This window comes from Rhizobium sp. P1_E6, assembly GCF_056405875.1.
Window position 1 is genome coordinate 59,737 of sequence record NZ_JBFUBG010000010.1, and the last position, 16,674, is coordinate 76,410.

Below are 16,674 nucleotides of genomic sequence, written 5' to 3' on the forward strand. Positions count from 1 at the left end.
AACTTGCGTAACCATAACGGACAGTTAAGCGTAAAGCGTATGGGTGAGTATCTACATGGCGTCTGTTTATCCGCTTGCCGACCTCAAGACTTCCGTCAAGCCGGGCTCTTGGGTCGACACGATCATCAAGGGTGATTGCGTTGCAGCCCTTGAGGCTCTTCCGAGCCAGTCCGTTGACGTCATCTTTGCCGATCCGCCCTACAATCTCCAGCTCGGCGGCACGCTGCACCGGCCGGACCAGTCGTTGGTCGACGCCGTCGATGACGAGTGGGACCAGTTCGCCTCCTTCGAGGCCTATGACGCTTTCACCCGCGCCTGGCTCCTTGCCTGCCGCCGCGTGCTGAAGCCGACGGGCACGATCTGGGTCATCGGCTCCTATCACAACATCTTCCGCGTCGGTGCCACGCTGCAGGATCTGAACTTCTGGATCTTGAACGACATCGTCTGGCGCAAGACCAACCCGATGCCGAATTTCAAGGGCCGCCGTTTCCAGAACGCCCATGAGACGATGATCTGGGCAAGCCCGAACGCCAAGGCCAAGGGATACACCTTCAACTACGATGCCATGAAGGCCGCCAATGACGACGTGCAGATGCGCTCCGACTGGCTGTTCCCGATCTGCAGTGGCAACGAGCGCCTGAAGGGCGAGGATGGCAAGAAGGCCCATCCGACCCAGAAGCCGGAAGCGCTGCTTGCCCGCGTCATCATGGCTTCCTCCAAGCCCGGCGATATCATCCTCGATCCCTTCTTTGGTTCGGGAACGACCGGCGCCGTCGCCAAGCGCCTTGGCCGGCACTTCGTCGGCATCGAGCGCGAGCAGGACTATATCGATGCGGCCTCTGCCCGCATCGCCGCCGTCGAGCCGCTCGGCAAGGCGGAACTGACTGTCATGACCGGCAAGAAGGCCGAAGCCCGCGTCGCCTTCAACGTGCTGGTCGAAAGCGGCCTCATCAAGCCCGGCCAAGTGCTGACGGATGCCAAGCGGCGCTACAGTGCTGTGGTGCGCGCCGATGGCACTGTCGCCTCGGGCGGCGAAGCCGGCTCCATTCATCGCCTCGGCGCGAAAGTGCAGGGCCTTGATGCATGCAACGGATGGACCTTCTGGCACTTCGACGACGGGCAATCCCTGCGCCCGATCGACGAATTGCGGTCCGTCATCCGCAGTGATCTCGCAAAGGTGGGCTGAGCAGCACCTTGCAAGGTTGATACTAACCCTTCTTCCGGTTTGTACCTCCAGTTACGGAAGAAGAAAAAGAAGCCCGGAGTCGAAGGACCCCGGGCTTCTTGTTTCAGAACTGGAACTCTTCTTCAGAACTCCTGATAGTCAGTCACATCGACCCGCGTGACCTTGCCGTCTTCGTTGAAGGTGATTGTTTCCTCGCCCTCGCGGATCAGCGGCTTTCCGGTCTGGCTGTGCGTCGCCCGGACGGACCACACGGCACGGCCGGAGAGCGGCGTCAGCCTCTCGACCAGCGAATTTTCGGCTGTCTGATCCGGATAATCATCGAAGTAGCGGCGGAATGCGGCCATGATCTCGGCCCGGCCGGCAAGGCTGCCGACGCCGTTGGAGACATAGGTCGCATCCTCGGCGAACCAGTTTTCGATTTCAGGAAAATCGAGATCGTTGATCGCGGCGTGGAAGCGGTCGATGGCCGTTGCGGGGTCGAAGCTCATGGCTCATGCCTTCAGTCCGTAGGTGGCGAGATCGGCGCGCAATTTGTCGGCGCCGCTAAAGAGCACGGCATTCCAGCCGGCAGCCTTGGCACCTTCGATATTGGCAGGTGCATCATCGATGAAGATCGTCGCGGCCGGATCGAGGCCGAAGCTCTTCACATGCGTTTCGTAGATCGCGATATCCGGCTTGATGAGGCCGACATCCCCGGAAACGGTCACGCCACGGGGTTTCCTAAGGAAGGCGAAGCGCTCCTGCGCCTCGCGGAACGTATCAGAGGCGAAGTTCGTGAGCATCGTCACGTCCCGGCCTTCATCGATGAAGCCTTCCATGATCGCGACGCTGTCTTCATAGGCATGCGGCACCATCTCGTGCCAATGCTTGCGGAAGCCGCGGATATGCTCTTCGCGGGTCGGATGCTGCTCGATCAGCAATGCTTCGGCATCCGCCCAGGTGCGGCCGCGGTCCTGCTCGACGTTCCAGTCGTGGGTGCAGACATTGGCAAAAAACCAGTTGCGCTCGGCCTCATCGGGAATGAGGCGGCTGAAGGGAAGAAGCGGATCGTAATGAATAAGAACTTTGCCGATATCGAAAACGATATGCTTGATGTCGTTTGCCATAATCATCCCTTGGCTGTTTTGAACGCGAGAGGAATAGCCGCTGCGATCGCTTTTTTCATGATAGTCGGGAGCGCCTGAGCTTCAAGATTTGTAACCGGCTCCCACCATCCGTCATTGATTTGAACGCGGTCGGCAATCGCCGCGCGGAAGATCGAAAGCCTGAGTTCGAAATGGGTGAAGACGTGCGTCACGGTGCCCGAACTTTGCCAGTCAGCATTGAAAGGAGCCGCTTCCGTTGACGTCTCTCCGTCCTGCCGCGCAGTCCACGCCGTCGTCGGAATTTCCGTCATGCCGCCCAGCAGGCCGCTTTCGATGCGCCGTCGCAGCAGGATATCACCATCGGAAGTGACTGCGACGAAGGCCGCACCGCGTCGGACCGGTTTTTCCTTTTTGGCGGCCTTGACCGGAAACTGCTCGGGATCATGCAGCCGCAGAGCCTCGCACGATCCGTTGAAGGGACAGAGCGAGCAGGCCGGGCGCTTCGGCGTGCAGATCGTCGCGCCGAGATCCATCATCGCCTGGGCGAAATCGCCAGGCCGATCGGCCGGCGTCAGCAGCGCCACCTTCTGACGCATCAGCGGCTTGCCTGCCGGAAGCGGTGTGGCGATGGCATAGAGCCGTGAGATCACCCGTTCCACATTGCCGTCCATCACGGCCGCCTGCCGGTTGAAGGCGATTGCCGCGACCGCCGCCGCGGTATAATCGCCGATGCCGGGCAGGGCTTTCAGCCCCTCTTCGGTATCAGGAAAGATGCCGCCATGCTGGCTCACAACGGCCTCGGCGCATTTCTTCAGATTGCGCGCCCGCGCGTAGTAGCCAAGCCCCGCCCAGGCGGCCATCACCTCTTCACCAGGCGCTTTTGCGAGATCGGTCACTGTCGGCCACTTCATCAGGAAATTGGCAAAGTAGGGCTTTACCGCCTGCACTGTCGTCTGCTGCAGCATCACTTCGGACAGCCAGACGCGATAGGGATTCGCCTTGATGCCGCGTTTGGCCATGGGCGGCGAAACCCGCCACGGCAGGTCGCGATGATGGCGGTCATACCATTCGAKGAGAGAGGAGGCGGTCGGCGCGTCCAGTGTATGTATCGTCATTATTTGCCGCGATCGGGGGAAGTGCTCTATACTTGGCGAAGCAGTGCGGCGCGATCAAGCCGGTAGCCTCGAATGGCCGCCATTTACCAAGGTTTCGATGAGTTATCCACGCAAAGGTGAAAAGCAGATTTCCGAGCTGACGAACGGCATCATCGATCCCGTTCTCGCTCGTCGTGCCGGCATCAACAGCGCGCTTCTCGGCTCATGGGACGAAATCGCCGGCGAGGATTTCGCCGATTGTACCCGGCCGGAAAAGATCGCCTGGGCGCGCGGCGGTGATGACGGCAGCTTCCGACCCGGTGTGCTGACCGTTGCCTGCGAAGGCGCGCGCGCCCTTTTCCTCACCCACGCGCAAGGCGAACTCATCCAGCGCATCAATAGCTTCTTCGGCTTCGCCGCCGTCCAGCAGATCCGCATCGTCCAGAAGCCGGTCTACCAGCAGGTCAAACGCTCTCGCCCACCCCCGCCGCTGAAGGGCGAAGCCGCCCGCAAGCTGGAAGGCATGATGCAGGGCATAGAGGACGACAAACTGCGCCAGGCGATCGCCCGCCTCGGTACGGCGGTATTGGGCAAGCGCGGCAAATAGGTTTCGTGCCAGGAATCTGATCCTGCGCGTCGGCAATCGCTGCGATGTGTACCGATAACGCGAAATCTTGCACCCTTTTGACTGTTCGTCTTTCGCAGGTCACAATTCTTTGAAGAAAGTTGGCGAAGCGTGCCTTGTTCGCGGCTTCTGGCCGTTATATCGCACAAGCAGCTGCCACACTTGTTTATGGGGAAACCATGCGCATCTCTGAAATGCAACTGACGAAACGCCAGCTTCTGGGCGGTGTCGCCGCCGCAACCGCATCCATGGCGGTATACGGTACGGCGCAGGCGCAGGCAGCCCCAGAAATCCCGAAGCCGGATGGCGATGTGGACATGGCCAAGGTCATGACCCCGGGAACGCTGCCGGAAATGGCGCTCGGCAAGACCGATGCCCCGGTCAAGATCGTCGAATATATGTCGATGACCTGCCCGCACTGCGCCCACTTCCACAACACCACCTTCGATACCATCAAGCAGAAATACGTCGACACCGGCAAGGTGGAGTTCGTCCTGCGCGAATTCCCCTTCGATCCGCGCGCTGCTGCCGCCTTCATGCTCGCTCGCTGCAACCCGCAGAAGCCTGAAGAGCTCGCAACGCCGGAGCAGTATTTCCCGATGGTCGCCATGCTTTTCAAGCAGCAACAGGTCTGGGCTGCCGCCGATGACGGCCGCGGCGCATTGCTGCAAATGTCGAAGCTTGCCGGATTTACTGAGGATAGCTTCACGAAGTGCTTGACGAACCAGAAACTGCTGGATGAAGTGAACGCCACGCGGGAACGCGGTTCCAAGGACTTCGGCGTCAATGCCACGCCGACGTTCCTCATCAATGGCAAGCGCTACTCTGGAGACATGCCGGTTGACACCTTGTCGGCCCTCATCGACAGCCTCCTCTGATCCGTACCGTTTTGCGAAGGCGGGCGACGGCGAAAGCCGTGCGCCCGCTTTTTCGTCTGATGAGGCGGTGGCATGAAGTTCAACAAGCTTCGCCTTGTCGGCTTCAAATCCTTCGTCGAACCGACCGAATTCATCATCGAGCGCGGCCTGACGGGTGTCGTCGGGCCGAACGGCTGCGGCAAGTCCAATCTCGTCGAAGCCCTGCGTTGGGTCATGGGCGAGAATTCCTACAAGAATATGCGCGCGTCGGGCATGGACGACGTCATCTTCTCCGGCTCGGGAAACCGGCCGGCGCGCAACACAGCGGAAGTCGCGCTTTATCTCGATAACGGTGAGCGCACTGCGCCCGCTGCCTTCAACGACAGCGATGAAATCCAGGTCACACGTCGCATCGAGCGTGAGCAGGGGTCGATCTATCGCATCAACGGTAGGGAAAGCCGTGCCAAGGATGTGCAGCTTCTCTTCGCCGATGCCTCCACTGGCGCGCGCTCTCCCTCCATGGTCGGGCAAGGGCGTATCGGCGAGTTGATAGCCGCAAAGCCGCAGGCCCGCCGGCAGCTCTTGGAAGAGGCGGCCGGTATCTCCGGCCTGCATTCCCGCCGCCACGAGGCCGAGCTTCGCCTGCGCGCCGCCGAAAGCAATCTGGAGCGGCTGGATGACGTCACCTCGCAGCTCGAAAACCAGATCGAGAGCCTGAAGCGTCAGGCCCGTCAAGCAAACCGCTTCAAAACGCTCTCTGCCGATATCCGCGCCCGGGAGGCGATGCTGCTGCATATCCGCTGGGTGCAGGCGAAGGAGGCCGAAGGCGAAGCCGATAGCGCGCTCAACCAGGCAACCGTCGTCGTCGCCGAAAAGGCGCAGAACCAGATGGAAGCGGCGAAGAACCAGGGCATTGCCAGCCTGAAACTGCCCGAGCTGCGCGAGGGCGAGGCGCGGGCGGCCGCAGCGCTCCAACGCCTGCAGATCGCCCGAAGCCAGCTCGAGGAGGATGCCAATCGCATCCTGCGCCGCCGTGACGAGCTTACTCGCCGTCTGGCGCAGCTTTCCGAAGACATCAGGCGCGAGGAACGGCTCGTCGCCGACAATGCCGCCATCCTCGCGAGACTCGATGCCGAAGAGGCCGATATCGCTGACATCCTCGCCGATTCCGGCCGTCATGCCGAAGAGACACGGCAGGCTTTCGAAGAGGCGGCCGTAAAGCTTGCCGACAGCGAACGCGTCTTCACCAGCCTGACGGCAGAGCGCGCTGAAGCCGCTGCCGGCCGCAATCAGCTGGAGCGCGCCATCCGTGATCTTGCCGAGCGCAAGCTGCGACTTGAGCGCCAGATGGACGAAGCAAACCGCGAACTTGCCGGCGTCGAGCAGAAGATCGCCACATTGCCGGATCCGGACGAGAAGCGCGCTGTGGTCGAGGCGGGCGAGATTGCCGTCGCCGAAGCTGAGGCTACGATCCAGTCCGTCGAGCAGGCGCTCGCAACTGCGCGCCAGACGGAAGCGCTCTCCCGCGCGCCAGTCGAACAGGCACGCAGCAAGCTCAATGCGCTGGAAACGGAAGCCCGTACTATCCAGCGTATGCTGGCCGGCGCTGCAGCAGGCGAATTTCCGCCGGTTGCCGAGGAGCTGAAGGTCGATCGCGGTTTCGAGACGGCGCTCGGTGCCGCACTCGGAGATGATCTCGAATCCCCGCTCGATCCGAATGCGCCCGCCCACTGGTCGGAAAACGGCGATGGCTCCGATGATCCGGCTCTTCCTGCCGGCGCCGCGCCCCTGCTGAACCACGTCCGCGCCCCCGCTGCGCTGATCCGTCGGCTGCGCCAGATCGGTCTGGTCATCGACGCCGACGCGCAGCGTCTGGTGAAGGAACTCAAGGCCGGCCAGCGCTTGGTGACCAAGGAAGGCGCTGTCTATCGCTGGGATGGCCATATCGCAGGCGCAGATGCGCCGAGTGCCGCGGCTTTGCGCCTTGCCCAGAAGAATCGCCTTGCCGAGCTGGAGGGCGAGGCGGAGCTTGCCCGCGACGTTCTGAGCGAGGCCGAGGAGCGCCTTGCCGCCGCCACCGATACCATCCGCGAGGAGGAGCGCAGGCTGACGGAGGCCCGCGACATGAACCGTCTGTCCGCCCGTCATCTGGCCGAGGCGCGAGAGGCGCTCGCCGCCGCAGAACGTGCCTCGGGCGATCTGATTCGCCGCCGCGATGTCGTCGCCGAAGCCGTCAGCCAGTTACAGGCGCAGCTCGAGGACGTCGCCGTTCAGGACGAGAACGCCCGCATCGAGCTGGAGGATGCGCCTGACCTGACCGTGCTCGACGAGCGGCTGCGTTTCCAGCAGGCCGAGGTCGCGACGGATCGCGGCGCGCTTGCTGAAGCCCGTGCCCGTCACGAGAGCCTGAACCGGGAGAACGACGCCCGTCAGCGCCGCATCGTCGCCATCGCCCAGGAGCGCGAGACATGGCGTCAGCGGGCCGCCAGCGCCGAGGATCACATCGCAACGCTGCGCGAGCGCGAAGAGGAGGCCCGCGAGGAAGCCGCCGAACTCGAGATGGCGCCGGACGAATTCGACGACAAGCGCCGCGCTTTGCTGACGGAGTTGCAGAAGGCCGAGGAAGCTCGCCGCCATGCCGCCGATCTCTTGGCGCAGGCCGAACTTCTGCAGCGCGATGCCGACCACAAGGCAGCGACCGCGCTCTCCGAACTTGCCGAAAGCCGCGAGCGCCGCGGCCGCGCCGAGGAGCGCCTCGTCTCCGCCCGCGAGAGGCGGCAGGAAAGCGAGCAGCGTATCCGCGAGGCGCTGAACGTGGCCCCGCACGAGGCGCTGCGCCTTGCCGGCCGGCCGGGACTGCAGACCTTGCCCGATCCGCACGAGGTCGAGCGCGAGGTGGAGCGGCTGCGGATAGAGCGCGAGCGACTGGGTGCCGTGAACCTGCGGGCCGACGAGGAGCAGAAAGAACTCACCGAGAAGCTGGAGACACTCATCAAGGAGCGCGACGACGTCATCGATGCCATCCGCAAGCTGCGCGGCGCGATCCAGAGCCTCAACCGCGAGGGTCGCGAACGCCTGATCGCTGCCTTCGATGTCGTCAATGCGCAGTTCCAGCGCCTCTTCACGCACCTTTTCGGCGGCGGCACGGCGGAGCTGCAGCTGATCGAATCCGATGATCCGCTGGAAGCCGGCCTCGAAATTCTTGCCCGCCCGCCGGGCAAGAAGCCGCAGACCATGACGCTGCTGTCAGGCGGCGAACAGGCGCTGACGGCAATGGCGCTGATCTTTGCCGTCTTCCTCACCAATCCTGCCCCGATTTGTGTGCTGGACGAGGTGGACGCGCCGCTCGACGACCACAATGTCGAGCGTTACTGCAATCTGATGGACGAGATGGCGGCTTCCACCGAGACCCGATTCGTCATCATTACCCACAATCCCATCACCATGGCGCGCATGAATCGCCTCTTTGGTGTCACGATGGCTGAGCAGGGTGTTTCCCAGCTTGTCTCGGTCGATTTGCAGACTGCAGAGCGTCTCCGTGAGACGGCTTGAGGCGGCATTTTAATTAAAGACCAAAAAAGGTCACCTCCACATCGGCTGCGTACCCCATTTGGGTGATGCTCTTTTGCGCGCATTGCATTAGAAGTTGTTTTAGCGCAACCGCGTCATTGCGGATAAGTAGCAATCGATCGTTGCGCTCAGTGGAATTTGCAATGCTGCCTTCGGATTGGGGTGGGGGACCGAAGGCCTCAAGGCATTAAATGGACCCCCCGTCCGGTTTTCCTGGCCGGACGGAAACAAGGCTTTGCGGGACAGTTGTTGCAGTCCCGCAAAGCTTTTTTTTATGCGCCTTTTTGCGCCCCGCCATTTTCAATCGTTTGATTCTGCACCCTGTCAGGGGATTTATTGTGCGACGCAACATTTCGCCGCATTTGTCGATTTTCATTTCAACACCAAGGGATTAAGCTGGTCCCCGAAATGGTGTTGGGGGAAAGATGACCAAGTGGGTCTATACGTTCGGCAATGGACAGGCTGAGGGCCGGGCGCGAGACAAGGAGGTTCTTGGCGGCAAGGGCGCCAATCTCGCAGAAATGTGCAGCCTTGGTCTCCCGGTTCCTCCTGGCCTGACCATCGTCAGTGAAGCCTGCACCACCTATTACAAGAACGGCCGCAAGATCGATCCTGACCTGAAACAGCAGGTTCTCGCAGGCATTGCCGGCATCGAGGAGATCACCGGCCATCGTTTCGGCTCGGGCAAACGGCCCCTTCTACTTTCCGTGCGGTCGGGCGCGCGCGTTTCCATGCCGGGCATGATGGATACGGTGCTCAATCTCGGCCTGAACGATGAGACGGTGCAGGCGCTCGGCCACGATGCCGGCGACGCACGCTTCGCCTGGGATAGTTATCGCCGCTTTATCCAGATGTATGCCGACGTCGTCATGGGTCTCGGCAATGACCTCTTCGAGGAAATCCTCGAGGATGAGAAGGGTCGCCTGGGCCACGAGTTTGATACCGAACTCAACGCTTCCGAATGGCAGCATGTCGTTTCGCTCTACAAGGCGCTGATCGAGGAAGAGCTGGATGAGGCTTTCCCGCAGGATCCGGCGGTCCAGCTCTGGGGTGCCGTCGGCGCGGTGTTTTCGAGCTGGATGAGCGCACGCGCCGTTACCTACCGCCAGCTTCACAATATTCCGGAAGCCTGGGGCACGGCGGTCAATATCCAGGCCATGGTCTTCGGTAACCTCGGCAATGCATCGGCCACGGGTGTCGCCTTCACCCGCAATCCCTCGACCGGGCAGAAGCTGCTTTACGGCGAATTCCTCGTCAATGCACAGGGCGAGGACGTCGTCGCCGGCATCCGCACGCCGCAGAGCATCACCGAAGAAGGGCGCATCGCCTCAGGCTCCGAAAAGCCCTCGATGGAAAAGCTGATGCCGGAGGCCTTTGCCGAGTTCGGTCGTATCTGCGACGAGCTCGAAGCCCATTACCGCGATATGCAGGACATCGAATTCACCATCGAGCGCGGCAAGCTCTGGATGTTGCAGACACGCTCCGGCAAACGCTCGACACGCGCGGCAATGAAGATTGCCGTCGACATGGTCGACGAGCGCGTGATTACCGAGAAAGAGGCCGTGCTGCGCATCGAGCCATCGTCACTCGACCAGCTCCTGCATCCGACCATCGATCCGCGCGTCAGCCGCCAGGTGATCGGCACCGGTCTGCCTGCCTCGCCAGGGGCTGCCACCGGCGAGATCGTCTTCACGGCGGAAGAGGCGGTCGAGGCGGAAGCCGAGGGACGCAAGGTTATCCTGCTGCGCGTCGAGACCAGCCCGGAAGACATTCACGGCATGCATGCCGCCGAGGGCATCCTGACGACGCGCGGCGGCATGACCAGCCATGCAGCTGTCGTTGCCCGCGGCATGGGCATTCCTTGCGTCGTCGGCGCCGGCACCATGCGCATCGATGCCCGCAACGAGCGTCTGATCGGTATCGGCGTCACGTTGAAGAAGGGCGACGTCATCACCATCGATGGTTCGGCCGGCCAGGTGCTGAAGGGCGAGGTGCCGATGATCCAGCCGGAACTGTCAGGTGATTTCGGCCGCATCATGGGCTGGGCAGACCGCGCGCGGCGCATGACTGTGCGCACCAATGCCGACACGCCGGCCGATGCCCGCGCCGCCCGCTCCTTCGGCGCCGAGGGCATTGGGCTTTGCCGCACCGAGCACATGTTTTTCGAGGGCGAGCGCATCCATGCCATGCGCGAGATGATCCTTGCCGAAGACGAGAAGGGCAGGCGGGGAGCGCTCGACAAGCTGCTTCCCATGCAACGGAGCGATTTCACCGGCCTGTTCACCGTCATGCACGGCCTGCCGGTGACGATCCGCCTGCTCGATCCGCCGCTGCACGAATTCCTGCCGAAGACGGACGAGGAGATTGCCGAAGTCGCTTATGCCATGGGCATGGAGCCTGTAGCACTTCGCCAGCGCGTCGATGCGCTGCACGAGTTCAATCCCATGCTCGGCCATCGCGGTTGCCGCCTTGCCATCTCCTATCCTGAAATTGTCGAGATGCAGGCTCGCGCCATCTTCGAAGCGGCCGTCGCGGCAGCGCAGGAAACCGGCGCCGCCGTCGTTCCCGAAATCATGGTGCCGCTTGTCGGCCTGCGTTCCGAACTGGATTATGTGAAGGCGAAGATCGATGCCGTGGCGCAAGACGTCATGTTGGAGGCCAAAATGCGCATCGACTATCTGGTTGGCACGATGATCGAACTGCCGCGCGCAGCACTGCGCGCCCATGTCATTGCCGAAGTGGCCGAATTCTTTTCCTTCGGCACCAACGATTTGACGCAGACCACCTTCGGCATTTCACGCGACGATGCTTCGGCTTTCATCCCAACCTACCAGCGCAAGGGCATCATCGAGCATGATCCCTTCATATCCTTGGATTTCGACGGGGTTGGCGAGCTGATTCGTATCGCTGCCGAGCGCGGCCGGCGCACGCGCAATGACATGAAGCTCGGCATCTGCGGCGAGCATGGCGGCGATCCTGCCTCGATCCATTTCTGCGAGACGATCGGCCTCGACTATGTCTCCTGTTCGCCCTTCCGCGTGCCGATCGCCCGGCTCGCAGCAGCGCAGGCCGTCATCTCTGGCGCTCAGTGACGATAGCGATAATAGCGCGGGTAAACGTAGGGACCGTTCAGATTATAGGCCATGTCGGCCATCACCCAATCGCTGTCGTAGCGAGCCTGGGCGCGGCGGTCTAGATCGATGCGCTGCAGGCACGTGGCAAACCCGTCTGTCCCGCGCTTGAAGCCGTAGCCGAAGCAGGTCTGCTCGTCACGTGCCCGCCGCTCCTCGGGCGTTAGCGTCTGACAGGCGGCCAGAGCTGCGGCCAGAACAGCAAGAAGCGGCAGGACATATGGGCGCATCGGTCGATTCCTTGGAGCATGAACGTCCGGCCAAGAAAGTCCATCTGCCTGGCGTCGTCAACCTGACTATATCAGGCCGCGCCTGCCGGGTCGCCTATCGGCAGCAGCGCCGGATCCAGCGGCGGGTCCTGCGGGTTCTTGGTATCGCTCGGATCCTGTGCCGGCGTCAGCGGCGGCTTTTCCCGACTGCGGTCGGGAATGCCCGGCGTCGGTTGCGGGCCAAGTGGCGACTCTGCACCGGGAGTGGGAATGGGGTCTCTATTCGGCATGATTTGCCTCCTTCGTTAGAGAAGGAACGGCAGGAAGCATGCTTGGTTCCACTTTCGCCGCCATGCGTTCCTATGTAAGAGCAAAGACAGCAGCACTGGAAAGAGCACCATGGCGATACGCGATCGATTCTCGAAGAAACTTACCTGCCCGCAATGCGGCAACAGCGGCTTTGCCGAAGCCTCCGAGATCGACGACGCCAAGCGCAAAACCCCCGACTTCAAGGTGGATCAACTGCCGCGAGGCTTCTTCGTGCAGCGGCCTTCGGTCCATCCGGAAACATTCATGCTGAAATGCGAATGCGGCCGCAAGTTTCCCTTCCGCTCGCTGGCGGAGGCTGCAGCCGGCCGTGACTGACGCCTAGATTCGCTCCAGCACCTCGATGAAGGCATCGGCAAAACGCACCAGATGCTCCGTATCCGCGTCGGGCGCCTGCATGCGGATTTCCGCACCGTTCTGGTCGAGCAGGGCAAGAACCACGCGCATCTTATTGTCCGATGTCGGGATGCGCAGAACCGCGATGCGCCGGCAATCCTCGATGAGGCCCGCCGCCGGCAGGTCGAAGAGAAATTCGCCACGGGTTTCGGTCGCCGCCTTGCGCACCGCCTCGCAGAAGCCGGCTTCGCCGTCAGCATAGCCTTCCAGCGAAAGTTCGAGCTCGAGCAGTTCCAGCGGTAGCAGCGGCTCGGCGCGGTCGATGCCGCCAAGCGAGGAAGCCCGCGGCCTTTCCATCGTCTCGGATGAGATCATCTGTCTCTCCTGTTTCGTGGGAAATACATGAGACCCCGGCAGAATGGCCTTTTTACGGCATATCAGCAACGGCTTATGGAGATCGCGTGCTCTTTGATTTGGCCTTTGAAGTGGATTGCTTCGGCAATGCTCAGACAAGAGTTTCAATTTAGACGAATCTTGCACTAGAAAAGTCGATGGTGGCAGATGTGTTCAAAAGCTGCCGCCGACCAACCGGTAAATTTAATGGCCATCCGCTTCGATCGTCCCATTTCCAGCGCCGCCCGCTTCTCGCGGCACTTCGGGGCGTTTGCACTTGTACTGTCCGTGGCGGTGCTGATCGCCCATCGTTTCGGCGGACTGGCGACACCCTATCTCATCCTGGTGCTGCTGGTTTCCGTTGGATGCGCGATCCTTGCCACCCTGCTGGCTGCGATCGGCCTGCGCAGCCTCTGGATGACGGGTGCCGAAGGCGGGCTGAATGCGCTGGCTGCACTGATCTACGCCGCCTTTCCGCTGGGCATCGGCGCCTTCGCCGCCGAGCGCTATTTCACCCTGCCGGCGATCTATGACGTGACGACGGATACAACCGCCGCACCCGACTGGMTGTCGCTGCCGCAGGCCGACCAGATCTGGCTGCCGCGCGATCCCGTGATTACCCCCGGCGACCGCGAGAGGCAGCTTGCCGCCTATCCTGAACTCACCGGCCGCCGTTACGACGGTGCACTCGACCGCGTTCTCGAGGCGGTCAAGAAGGTTGCCAAGCAGAACGGCATCACCATCACCAAAAGCGAAGGCGATACGACGCCCGGCCGTGAACTGGAGGACAGACCCGTTCCCGCTCAGCCGGAAAGCGGTGTGGCCGACTCACCCGACGTCATCCCCGTGCCGACGCCGCGGCCCTATGAGGATAGTGTTGCAAAGCTGATCCGCGGCGCCAATGGCGTGATGCTGCAGGGCACGACCCGCACCCTCATCCTCGGCCTGCGTTTCGACTTCATCATCCGTCTGCGGGAAGAAGCTGAAACCACCTTCGTCGACGTCCGCGTCGCCTCGCGCTACGGCCAGCACGACCTTGGCTTCAGCGCCGAGGTGGCCGAGCAATATCTTGCCGCCCTCGATTCAGAACTATTGGGGATTGCGGGAGGGTGAGGCCCGGTGCTGCGGAGCAGCAGCAATCGATCCAGTGAATCGATTGCAGGGCCGAACGCCCTGAGCCATGCGAGGAGCGGGATACGGTGAGGCATATTAAAACGCCCTTGCCGCAGTCAATTGCGCTGGCACCTGATCCTTGATGAAGCGCCGTGTAAACCATCAGCCTACCCCAAAAACCGCTCCCGCACCTCAGCCGTCGGCACCATGCAACTCTCCCGCCGCCCTGCAATCCTCAACCGGTTCCGCGCAACCACTCCATAAGCCGTATCCACAATCCGCCGCGGCACGATCCGCAGCACTCCGGCCAGGGCCCACGGCATTGCGAGCCCCTCCAGCATGCGGAGCGTCGCATCTGATTTGTAATAGGCGCGGCCCGTGTCGATGAGCAGGTTAGTCTCGTAGTTCCGCGTCTCCAGCCCGTAATGCCGATAGAGCGCCTCGCCGAGCGGCGTCTGGGCGACGATGAAGCGATAGCGTTTCCCGGTATCCCGCTTCAGCAGGAACTGCACCCAGCCGGAGCAGAAGACGCATTCGCCATCGAAGAGAATAAGCGGCTTATCGTCCGCAAAAGCGGGCACGGACGGGTCGTCGCGATAGCTGTAATCCGCACGCGCCGCCACCGTCAGCCTCCCGCCAGTCGATAATGGGCAAAGAGGGAAGGTGGCCCGTCGGCGCTGACCTCGCCGCGCTCCATAAGGTCCTCGATATGCGCCAGCACCGAAAGTGCCGCAGCACCATGCAGCCGCCTATCGGTATCGCGGTACATCACCTTCACCATCTCTGGAATGATGCTGTCCCCCATTCGGATACGCTCGATGATGGAGCGCTCCCGCAGGCGTCTGTGGGTCTTTAGGCCGCGCAGGAAGGGCGCCGGCGACGTCACTGGCCCGCCATGGCCAGGCAGCAGCAGGCTATCGCCACGGGCGATCAACTTGTCGAGCGAGGCCATATAGTCCGCCATGGAGCCATCGGGGGGTGCAACGATCGTCGTTGCCCAGGCCATCACATGGTCGGCTGAAAACAGGATGCCACGGTCCTCAAGCGCAAACGCCGCATGATTGGCGGTGTGGCCCGGGGTCAGCACGCCCGTCAGCGCCCAGCCATCGCCGCAAATCGTCTCCCCGTCGCGGATGGCAATATCAGGCACGAAATCCATGTCTGAGCTTTCCGCAAAAGGATTGATCTCGCCGTCGCGCAGCGGCCGCGACGGGTGGTGCGGGCCTTCGCCGACCGTCAGCGCTCCCGTTTCCTCTTTCAGCCGCCTTGCGAGCGGCGAGTGGTCCCGATGGGTGTGACTGACGAAGATATGCGTCACCTGCCGGCCGGCAAGCGCTGCCATCAGGGCTTCGAAATGCGCCTCGTCCTCCGGTCCCGGATCGATGACGGCGACAGACGAATCCCCGACGATATAGCTGTTCGTGCCGCGGAAGGTAAAAGGGCTCGGATTATTCGCCGTCAGGCGCTGGATGCCGGTTTTGACCGGAACAGCCCGTCCGTAAGCCGGATCGAAGGAAAGATCGAAGTTCGCGCCGGACATGTCTATTTATATTCGATCTCGATGAAGGACATCGGCTGGTCGCCGGCATTGACGACATTGTGCTCGGTGCCCGCCTCGCGGCGATAGGCAGCGCCCTTGGCGATATCCACCCTGCGGCTTCCCTCGGCATCCTCGATGAGGAACTGGCAGTCGGTCATCGGCACGACGACGTAATCAAGCCCGTGCGTATGAACGCCGGTATCGGCTCCCGGCTCGAAATCCCACTGGGTGATGCGCACGGCGGCATCGTCGAGGATGAGTGTCGCGAGCGCTGGCGGACGGGCGCGATATTGGCTCAACGGTAGCTCCATTGGCTGTGTCGATCCCCAAAGTCCTACCATGCCGGGCATGGCCGCGCATACAAATATGACGTCGCAGTAAACTTAGTGATTGTGAGGCAGACAGACCTTTGCTAATCAGGCGACGTTTTGGCGAAGCGACATTCGCTTCAGCTCTGGTGGGGCGTAGCCAAGCGGTAAGGCAGCGGTTTTTGGTACCGCCATCCCCTGGTTCGAATCCAGGCGCCCCAGCCAATCTATATTTCTACAATGATTTCATATGGTTAGTGTATGTTAGAACTTTCTAACCGTAACAATAATCCGATCCATGAAAGCGTATCACCGAGGGGTTGAATGAGAATTGTGCTTCTTGCTCTGGGCATCATGGCTTCAATATCTTCGATGGCGCACACCGCCGAGCCGGATCACTGGCAGAAAATGTATCTGAGCTGCCTCTCGGCAGATGTGGTTGTTAACGCTCATCGCTCGTGTATTCCGCCCGGTGATTTGTTTGTCGCCGCTGAGAGTGAGTGCAAAGGTAGTTTGCGTCTTGCTGATCAAGAGATCGAAATGCGACACGCCTTGGACGCTGCTAAAGGACGGGCAGCGCTACAAGCTTGGAAGTCCGAAGTGGAGGAACATCGGAAGGGAGTCATCGCGATGGCGGTTGAAGTCCAGATTAACAAGCGCCATTGCCCTTGAAGCAGAACGGGGGCGGGGCTCAATCCGGTTTAGAATTGCCAGAAATATCGTGAAGAAAAAGGTCGGAGTGGATAGATCCGGGATTGAACCCTTCATTGATAAAGGAGACAATTTCCACTTTTTGTAACACGGTGACGGTCGACGTTCTGTCGGGTTGAGCTTTCATCCCGAAGCTTCGCGTAGCGCAACCGCGAACCTGCAGAAATGAATTTTCTGCTACTCTTCAAT

The 16,674-nt window shown here is 61.5% G+C and carries 17 protein-coding genes and 1 tRNA gene; 9 read left to right on the plus strand and 9 right to left on the minus strand.

All coding sequences use genetic code 11. The features are described 5' to 3' along the window. The first annotated feature begins 55 nt into the window (after positions 1-55). Positions 56-1,186: a site-specific DNA-methyltransferase gene (locus AC1D35_RS08085; RefSeq protein WP_113309889.1), complete on the plus strand. Its 1,131-nt coding sequence runs from the start codon at positions 56-58 to the stop codon at positions 1,184-1,186. A gap of 122 nt (positions 1,187-1,308) precedes the next feature. On the opposite strand, the gene AC1D35_RS08090 is transcribed toward AC1D35_RS08085, so the two are convergent. From AC1D35_RS08090 to mutY, 3 genes are read right to left on the minus strand one after another with little or no spacing between them, the layout of a single operon-like run. Beyond that, the gene (locus AC1D35_RS08090) at positions 1,309-1,674 is read right to left on the minus strand and encodes a nuclear transport factor 2 family protein (RefSeq protein WP_113309890.1); all 366 of its coding nucleotides are present in this window, start codon (positions 1,672-1,674) and stop codon (positions 1,309-1,311) included. A gap of 3 nt (positions 1,675-1,677) precedes the next feature. Next, positions 1,678-2,292 (minus strand): HAD family hydrolase, encoded by a 615-nt coding sequence (locus AC1D35_RS08095; RefSeq protein WP_113309891.1) that lies wholly within the window; start codon positions 2,290-2,292, stop codon positions 1,678-1,680. A 2-nt stretch (positions 2,293-2,294) separates the two neighbouring features. Next, entirely contained in the window at positions 2,295-3,386 is a 1,092-nt protein-coding gene (gene mutY, locus AC1D35_RS08100) for an A/G-specific adenine glycosylase (protein WP_477938480.1), read from the minus strand. Positions 3,387-3,483: 97 nt separating this feature from the next. On the opposite strand from mutY, the gene AC1D35_RS08105 reads away from it, so the two are divergent. From AC1D35_RS08105 to ppdK, 4 genes are all read left to right on the plus strand, one after another. Further along, positions 3,484-3,972, plus strand: a complete 489-nt coding sequence (locus AC1D35_RS08105) for a DUF721 domain-containing protein (protein WP_113309926.1) — start codon at positions 3,484-3,486, stop codon at positions 3,970-3,972. A gap of 197 nt (positions 3,973-4,169) precedes the next feature. After that, complete coding sequence (locus AC1D35_RS08110; RefSeq protein WP_113297256.1) at positions 4,170-4,868, plus strand: DsbA family protein; 699 nt, start codon at positions 4,170-4,172, stop codon at positions 4,866-4,868. A 72-nt stretch (positions 4,869-4,940) separates the two neighbouring features. Next, the gene (locus AC1D35_RS08115; RefSeq protein WP_477938481.1) at positions 4,941-8,399 is read left to right on the plus strand and encodes a chromosome segregation SMC family protein; all 3,459 of its coding nucleotides are present in this window, start codon (positions 4,941-4,943) and stop codon (positions 8,397-8,399) included. A gap of 443 nt (positions 8,400-8,842) precedes the next feature. Beyond that, positions 8,843-11,509 carry a pyruvate, phosphate dikinase gene (gene ppdK, locus AC1D35_RS08120; RefSeq protein ID WP_113309894.1) on the plus strand — a complete coding sequence of 889 codons (2,667 nt, stop codon included), beginning with the start codon at positions 8,843-8,845 and terminating at the stop codon, positions 11,507-11,509. Here ppdK and AC1D35_RS08125 read toward each other — a convergent pair. Beyond that, on the minus strand, positions 11,503-11,778 hold the full coding sequence (locus tag AC1D35_RS08125) for a hypothetical protein (protein ID WP_113297163.1): 276 nt from the start codon (positions 11,776-11,778) through the stop codon (positions 11,503-11,505). The genes ppdK and AC1D35_RS08125 overlap by 7 nt on opposite strands. A gap of 71 nt (positions 11,779-11,849) precedes the next feature. Continuing rightward, on the minus strand, positions 11,850-12,047 hold the full coding sequence (locus AC1D35_RS08130; protein ID WP_113297162.1) for a hypothetical protein: 198 nt from the start codon (positions 12,045-12,047) through the stop codon (positions 11,850-11,852). Between the two features lie 109 nt (positions 12,048-12,156). On the opposite strand from AC1D35_RS08130, the gene AC1D35_RS08135 reads away from it, so the two are divergent. Continuing rightward, positions 12,157-12,402 (plus strand): hypothetical protein, encoded by a 246-nt coding sequence (locus AC1D35_RS08135; protein ID WP_113297161.1) that lies wholly within the window; start codon positions 12,157-12,159, stop codon positions 12,400-12,402. A 3-nt stretch (positions 12,403-12,405) separates the two neighbouring features. Here the strand turns inward: AC1D35_RS08135 and AC1D35_RS08140 are convergent, their stop codons facing one another. Beyond that, a complete protein-coding gene (locus AC1D35_RS08140) occupies positions 12,406-12,795 on the minus strand; it encodes a hypothetical protein (RefSeq protein WP_113297160.1) in 390 nt (129 codons plus the stop codon). A gap of 225 nt (positions 12,796-13,020) precedes the next feature. On the opposite strand from AC1D35_RS08140, the gene AC1D35_RS08145 reads away from it, so the two are divergent. Further along, a complete protein-coding gene (locus AC1D35_RS08145; protein ID WP_477938482.1) occupies positions 13,021-13,926 on the plus strand; it encodes a DUF1499 domain-containing protein in 906 nt (301 codons plus the stop codon). Positions 13,927-14,093: 167 nt separating this feature from the next. Here the strand turns inward: AC1D35_RS08145 and AC1D35_RS08150 are convergent, their stop codons facing one another. From AC1D35_RS08150 to AC1D35_RS08160, 3 genes are read right to left on the minus strand one after another with little or no spacing between them, the layout of a single operon-like run. Continuing rightward, a complete protein-coding gene (locus AC1D35_RS08150) occupies positions 14,094-14,549 on the minus strand; it encodes a DCC1-like thiol-disulfide oxidoreductase family protein (RefSeq protein WP_113309896.1) in 456 nt (151 codons plus the stop codon). Positions 14,550-14,551: 2 nt separating this feature from the next. Continuing rightward, a complete protein-coding gene (locus tag AC1D35_RS08155; protein ID WP_113309897.1) occupies positions 14,552-15,466 on the minus strand; it encodes an MBL fold metallo-hydrolase in 915 nt (304 codons plus the stop codon). A 2-nt stretch (positions 15,467-15,468) separates the two neighbouring features. After that, positions 15,469-15,765 carry a cupin domain-containing protein gene (locus AC1D35_RS08160; RefSeq protein WP_113297156.1) on the minus strand — a complete coding sequence of 99 codons (297 nt, stop codon included), beginning with the start codon at positions 15,763-15,765 and terminating at the stop codon, positions 15,469-15,471. A 159-nt stretch (positions 15,766-15,924) separates the two neighbouring features. On the opposite strand from AC1D35_RS08160, the gene AC1D35_RS08165 reads away from it, so the two are divergent. Together AC1D35_RS08165 and AC1D35_RS08170 are read left to right on the plus strand one after the other, a co-directional pair. Then, positions 15,925-15,999: transfer RNA gene (locus AC1D35_RS08165), tRNA-Gln, on the plus strand. Between the two features lie 99 nt (positions 16,000-16,098). Continuing rightward, on the plus strand, positions 16,099-16,446 hold the full coding sequence (locus tag AC1D35_RS08170; protein ID WP_477938483.1) for a hypothetical protein: 348 nt from the start codon (positions 16,099-16,101) through the stop codon (positions 16,444-16,446). Positions 16,447-16,674 lie beyond the last annotated feature (228 nt).